This is a genomic window from Cypionkella sp. (genome assembly GCF_028290025.1).
Lineage (GTDB): Bacteria > Pseudomonadota > Alphaproteobacteria > Rhodobacterales > Rhodobacteraceae > Cypionkella.
Genome location: NZ_JAQGKQ010000022.1, coordinates 43,903 through 50,117 on the forward strand (window position 1 = coordinate 43,903; position 6,215 = coordinate 50,117).

Below are 6,215 nucleotides of genomic sequence, written 5' to 3' on the forward strand. Positions count from 1 at the left end.
CGTGACCTCCTGAAAATCCTGTGAGCAGCATACGCAGCAAATCGGGCGGTTGTCTTGGCTCTTGTCGGGATCGCTGCAGCACCTCGTTTGACCATGATCGCACCACCCTTGTCTTGCCCCCCAAGATCATGGCGCTTGACGCGGCACACGGCGCACCGCTAGTTTTCGCGACAGTATGATCAGAGGACCGCATGGCAATAAATCTATTCCTCGACGCGAATATCCTCTTATCATTCTACGCCTTATCCAATGCTGATGTAAAACAATTGGAACAGCTCAAGCCAATGGTAGCCGCAGGCGACATTGCCCTTTATGTAAACAGACAGCTTTGCGACGAGGTTGAAAGAAATCGAGAGAAGAAGATTCAGGAGGCCTTTAAGCTACTCAAAAGTGATACGTTCAAATGTCAGGTGCCAGCCTTTGTCAGGGGAATAGCCCAATTCGGGGAACTGCAAGACATTCTCAAATTAGCGAACCAAAAGCATGCAGAATTGATGCCTCTGGTGGATGGACTAATTGATGCCCGCACTCTGGACGCCGATATCGTGATCGCAGATTTGTTCAATGCGGTAACCGTCGCGCCGCATGATGCCGAGTCATTTAGTCTGGCACTAGACAGGTTCAGAAGAGGGAATCCGCCCGGAAAGAAAGCAGTGACAATCGGGGACGAATTGCACTGGGAATTTTTGCTAGCTAAAGTTCCACCGAAAGAAGACTTGCATCTAGTATCAAGCGATGGAGATTTTGCCTCATCAAGAGACAATACTAAGGTCAACTCGTTTCTAGCCAATGAGTGGAGGTTAAAGAAAGAGTCCAACTTGTTCTTCTATAGAGACCTATCTACGTTCTTCCTCCAACATGTTCCCGCGATCAAGTTGGCAAATGAGACTAAGCTAAATGGACTAATTGCGGAACTTGGAGCTTCCGGTAGCTTTGCCGAAACACACGCAATTATTGCGAAGTTTCCGAGCGATGCGGATTTTACCGACGCGCAGATCACTGACCTGATCCAAATAAGACAAAACAATGCTCAGATATCTTGGATCGTTGCCGACCCTGATGTGAGGGAGTTTTACATACCAATCATAGCAAAATACGAGCAGCTTCATCCTGCGCCGGATGATCTAGGCGACGAGATTCCTTTCTAGCAACTCACTCTCAGCGAAACCCATTCGACGCATAACAAACGTTGTAACTAGCCGCGTTGCCCCGCTCCAACGCACCAAACCGTTGCACCAGATCGCACCAGCCCAGCATCCTCTCAGGCCGAAACTAAGCCATCTTGCTAATTTCTGACCTATACGCCCTCCCAGTGACTGACGGGAAGGCATTTTTATATATATGCATGGAAAGTTGTGAAAGTTGCAGAATGCAATGATCATTGCACAAATTTGCTTGGGCCAAGAACATCGCCCCCCTGACCACTGCACCCATCATGTGTGTTGAGCGTGGTACGGCTACGATATCGCACCCCGAGCCATCTCGAATATATCGGGACGCGCACCCTAAACACGAGACTCTCGCCCTAAAATGTGTTACTTAACTGAAGTACAGTAACGATATTATCACTAAAGGAATGATTTACATTGCTAATATCAAAACAAAGATTCCTGCCTTCGCCTATTTGCGGACGTCATCGGCAACAAACGTTGGCGAAGCCAAGGATTCCGACAAACGGCAGTCTCTAGCCATCGCGGCTTTTGCCCGCGCCCGTGGGTACGTGATCGTCGAAACGTTTTATGACGCCGCCGTATCGGGTACAGACCCAATCGAGACCCGCCCCGGCATGCTGGCATTGCTTGACGCTGTTCTAGCCAACGGAACACACACAATCCTTGTGGAGTCTCCAGATCGCTTTGCCCGTGATGCCATTGTGCAAGAACTCGGACACCGCTTGCTGAAAGAGCGCGGCATTGATCTGATACCAACCACCGCGCCGGATTACTTCACCGTCGACACACCCACCACGCAGCTTGTACGCACCATTCTAGGCGCTTTCAGCGCGTTTGAGCGTATGACGTTGAATGCTAAGCTAAAAGGGGCAAGGGACCGCAACAGCGCAGCCCTAGGGCGTCGTGTAGAAGGGCGCAAACCTGTTGATGATATCATCATCGCCGATGCCAAGCGCCTGTACCGCAGGAACCCAAAGACCGGTAAGCGCCGCTCGCTCCGAGACATTGCAGCCGCCTTGCCTCTGCAAGCCAGTGGCAAGCCGTACAATCAGGGCAGTATCATACAGATGCTAATACGCGCCGGAGTGTATGAGCCTAAGGCAGTGACGCCCTGACACGATGGCCTCCTTACGGAGGCACAGTAAACTCTATCGCCTTGCCACCCGACACCTTACCCACACGCCCGCCTATGCACTCTCAGACGCTACCCGCCAACCGTGCATCATGCCGCCCCATACGTCAGGCCGATGGAACACCGGGCCGATGGTCTAACACGGTGTTAGATTGATACCGCCCTCCGTCAGGAGGAATCCGGCCCCTACATATCCATTCGCTTGTGCACGCGTTGCATATGCGTGTGAAGGCTAGTAAGCGATGCGTGATTGGTGTGTTAATGATTGGGTGATGCAATCCGATTCAAAGTAACATATAGCAATTTCAAACACTTGACGGGGCTCCAAGGGGCGAGTATCATGACTCCACCAGCGTGCGACTGCACCTGTAGTGAGTTAACAGACCAACGAAATGACTTTGGTTACAAGAATATTCTCAGCCGATACACGTAGGCCGATTAAAAATTTTCTATTTTAAATTCCATTTCGATTTGATCGGTTAAACCGATACTGAAAATCAGCTAAATTTCTGATTGTAAACTATAATTGGCGAATGAATAGAAGTAAAACTTTTTCACCCCGGTCGCGGTTTGATAAATTTTTATTTGCAAACCGCTGTCCCATAAAATGTAGGAGGGCGATTCACCTGACCCTCCAGCACCAAAACCCTCGCAACCTTTTAAAATTGAATTCCCCATGCCAGCAAGCACCGAAAAAGAACACAGCCTAATATTGAAAGATTGACGCCGTATTCGCGCCGCTACAACTTAAACAACAAAGCCAAACCCGCCACTCGATATAAGGCGGGCTGCAGCGGTTCGACCGCAATGGTTTTGTCGCAGCGACCGTTTCGCGTCTGGGTAGCCGTCGTCTAACGAGCGATAGTGGCTTGAAGGCTTAGGATTGATAATCCGTCAGCTTTTACATCCAACTGAAGGCTAAAGCCGTCATTACTGACCATCTCTTCGCACAACATCTTGAATATGCGCTTCGCTTGCATCTCGTTTGAAAAGTTCGGCTTTCATACCCGGGCTATTGGTGAAATTCCAAATTCTCAGCGCAAGATCGACCTTTCCGGCAATCAGAACAGTTTACACTCTCCCGACATCGTAAGGCCATTGCACTGTTTGAACAGATAGAGTTTTGCCAACTTTAAGTTGCTGCACGAGCACTCTAGCGCCGCTTCCACTAACACAGCCGCTCTCATCTGTTGAAATCATTGGGTGGCTGTCAACTCGCACCGCCCCGTGCCGACCCGGAAAATCGTGCATAAAAGCACACGCGCGCAGGATGTTTCCACTAGGAGAAACACTGACGTTTAGATTGCCATAACCGACTGCCAGTTCGCAGGTTTTCGCGTCACTCATCATATTTGTTTCGCATGCGATTGTAACGCTGTTGAAGGCATCATCATCGGGAATATAGACACCACGGTCAGGGTAATAATAGTAAGGCAATCCACTACCAGAAGCCAAACCCACTCGCGAAGTGGGATTCTTGGCTGTAGGATTTGAATTAAACCAAATTTGCTCCGACGGAAAAAATCCGTCGTCGCGTGAGACATCCAATACAACAACCCCGCCCGCAATTCGTGCCGCTCCGACTGGCAAAGGGACCGTTGGCGTGCACGATAAAGTAAGCAGAAGTATTCCCAATAACTGAAATTTAGTTTTCAACATATATCCATTGCTATTTACAGAATTCTAGGCATTTACGCTTAACGATTAGATTAAGACTAATGGATTAGATTGAGACTAATCCGTTGTCTGCAGTGGGAGTCAATTTGAACACCGGCGCGAGCTGGTTGTACAGTGCAGTGGCGTCCATCATGTGGGGCCAAACCTCATGCGGCTTCAAATCTTGCATTACTCCGTGTGGTTGAAAAATATTCCACGTTATATATGGGAATTGCGCATCAGAAGTAGTGACAAATACAGATATGCTTGTAATATTGTGCGTAGCACGCTGAAACGAACCCGCACTTATCGCTCCGATAACCGCCCCAACTCCGCCGCCTATGGCTCCCCCTACAACTGCACGCCCTAGCATCCCGCTACGCTTTGTCTCTGTCAACGACTGACCATCAGTAAGTATTTCTGCGGACACAAAACTATCGAATGGAATCTCTTTCGCCACTCCGGAACCAGTTCCAAGTAGTGCAGTTCGGCGGTGCGTGTCCATCATAAGTACTAGGGTATCTCCCTTGACCAAGGGCATGTTCTGGTACGATGGAAATCGTACTAGCATTCTATCCGCGAGACTATCCGATGCTACGTTAATTCTATCTGCAGTCGCCTTTTCAGCACCCATGTGAAACATGGTGAATATAACTACAAAAGCGAACGATAACCCGATGCCCCAGTAAATCGTTTGTAAAAATCCCATGCTCACTACTTTCTCGGTTGTCCCTGATATTAGACAAACCGAACCGGTGATATACGTCAAGTTTTATCGTGATGCGATATCTTGGCAGTGTGAGTACTTCTCCTTAAAATCAACGCGCAAACGCCTCAATGGCTACCATCGCCGCCCTTAGCTGGCGTGTCGTGTCGTCAAAATTAAGCGCACAAAGTGCGGCGATAAAGTTGGATTCGATCCGCGCCAATTCGAAGATATGGCTATCGTTGTCCTGCAGGCTATCGCGATAGAGGTCAAACGCCTTGTGCACAAAAGTGATAGGATCACAAATAGGCGTAGGCGTTACCCCCGGCGCAACCAACTCTCTCAAACTGGCAACGGCACGACGGCGGCGGGCAAGGCACTCTAGATGCCAAGCGACGTTCGGGAAGGCTTCAATCCGTGTCATGTAGCGACTCCGTGCCGATGAGCACATAAAGGGAACATTAACCTTTTGCGGCATGGCTGATCAAGTCGGAGAATCCGGGGAAATGGCGGAATGTTGTGGATAACATCGCGGACTTGGCTACGCAGATCGGGAACCTTGTAACTCAAAGGTCAAATCGGAGATGTTTTGAACACTCGCCTACGGTGGTCTGATGCGCCCACGGGGCAGCTAAGTCATTTGGGCAGCGCCTAGCAATCCGATCCGCCCGACGTCTGGCATAAGCGCCTAATGCTAGATGCAGCATTCGCCGCATCCGTGCTAGAAAAGCCGCGACTTGTAAGAGCGTCGTAGGCATTTTGATCCTCCCACGAGACAGAGGATTTATGATAGATATTCGCTTGATTTATTTGCGCGTAAATCCCAGCGGCTAGTGTAAAAGCACCTAGGATAAGCGCAGCTTTTGGGCCTGTCATTTTGAATGGCACGCGCTCAGTTTCCTTAGGCTCTATCGACAATGGGTCACCTGCTATTGCTTGGATGTTTGAGGCTAGGGGGAGCATAAAATTTCGCAAGTGACTCAGCGTTCTAAGCCAGAAGTGCCGTCAAAGCCTGCCAGCTTCGACCGCTCACTGACACAACATGCTCATACCACCCGTCAAGATACCTCGACAGTTCGTCAAATTTATGGTTTTTGATTGTCAACACCGCGCAGAGTCCCCTGCCATGCCCTGCACATAAATCGCATACATTTGACGCCCTGATAACATACATTGCTAATTTTGATGCCTCGCAACGTATTGATATTGTTTATCTTTATGAATCAAAAAATTGCGATGCGCTTCCGGGCATATAAACCTCCGCAGAACGCTTGGAGGCAGAAGCTATGAAAAACCCGTTAACACCGCCGCACCAGAGCGCACGGTAACGCCTTAACTATTTCAATCACGCAGGCCGAGCGTGTTGTGGCGCTTAGATTGGCGCCAGATCAAACTTGAGCCTAACCGCCAAAAGCCAGTCCAAGCGCTATCGCCCACATCGTCGCGCCCACAACAATTTCTAACACCACCCAAGCTTTCGGATTGGCAAACACTGGAGCCAGCAACCGCGCGCCGTAGCCCAAAGCCGTAAAGAAGCTGAAACTACCTG

General features: G+C 49.6%; 4 protein-coding genes and 1 pseudogene. 2 read left to right on the plus strand and 3 right to left on the minus strand.

From position 1 onward, the window contains the following. The first annotated feature begins 191 nt into the window (after positions 1–191). Both JWS10_RS03115 and JWS10_RS03120 read left to right on the plus strand, forming a co-directional pair. Positions 192–1,148 (plus strand): PIN domain-containing protein, encoded by a 957-nt coding sequence (locus tag JWS10_RS03115; RefSeq protein WP_299504669.1) that lies wholly within the window; start codon positions 192–194, stop codon positions 1,146–1,148. 428 nt (positions 1,149–1,576) lie between these two features. After that, positions 1,577–2,287, plus strand: coding sequence for a recombinase family protein (locus JWS10_RS03120; RefSeq protein WP_299504671.1), 711 nt, complete (start codon positions 1,577–1,579; stop codon positions 2,285–2,287). Between the two features lie 1,088 nt (positions 2,288–3,375). On the opposite strand, the gene JWS10_RS03125 is transcribed toward JWS10_RS03120, so the two are convergent. The 3 genes and pseudogenes from JWS10_RS03125 to JWS10_RS03135 form a co-directional block, all read right to left on the minus strand. Further along, positions 3,376–3,960, minus strand: coding sequence for a hypothetical protein (locus tag JWS10_RS03125; RefSeq protein ID WP_299504672.1), 585 nt, complete (start codon positions 3,958–3,960; stop codon positions 3,376–3,378). A gap of 818 nt (positions 3,961–4,778) precedes the next feature. After that, positions 4,779–5,090, minus strand: a complete 312-nt coding sequence (locus JWS10_RS03130; protein ID WP_299504673.1) for a hypothetical protein — start codon at positions 5,088–5,090, stop codon at positions 4,779–4,781. A 976-nt stretch (positions 5,091–6,066) separates the two neighbouring features. Beyond that, positions 6,067–6,215, minus strand: a pseudogene (locus tag JWS10_RS03135) (amino acid transporter); the annotation flags it as partial.

Excerpts from the sequence above, each read along its gene's own strand:
- JWS10_RS03115 (WP_299504669.1), top strand. The coding sequence starts at position 192 with ATGGCAATAAATCTATTCCTCGACGCGAATATCCTCTTATCATTCTAC.
- JWS10_RS03120 (WP_299504671.1), top strand. The coding sequence starts at position 1,577 with ATGATTTACATTGCTAATATCAAAACAAAGATTCCTGCCTTCGCCTAT.
- JWS10_RS03130 (WP_299504673.1), bottom strand. The coding sequence starts at position 5,090 with ATGACACGGATTGAAGCCTTCCCGAACGTCGCTTGGCATCTAGAGTGC.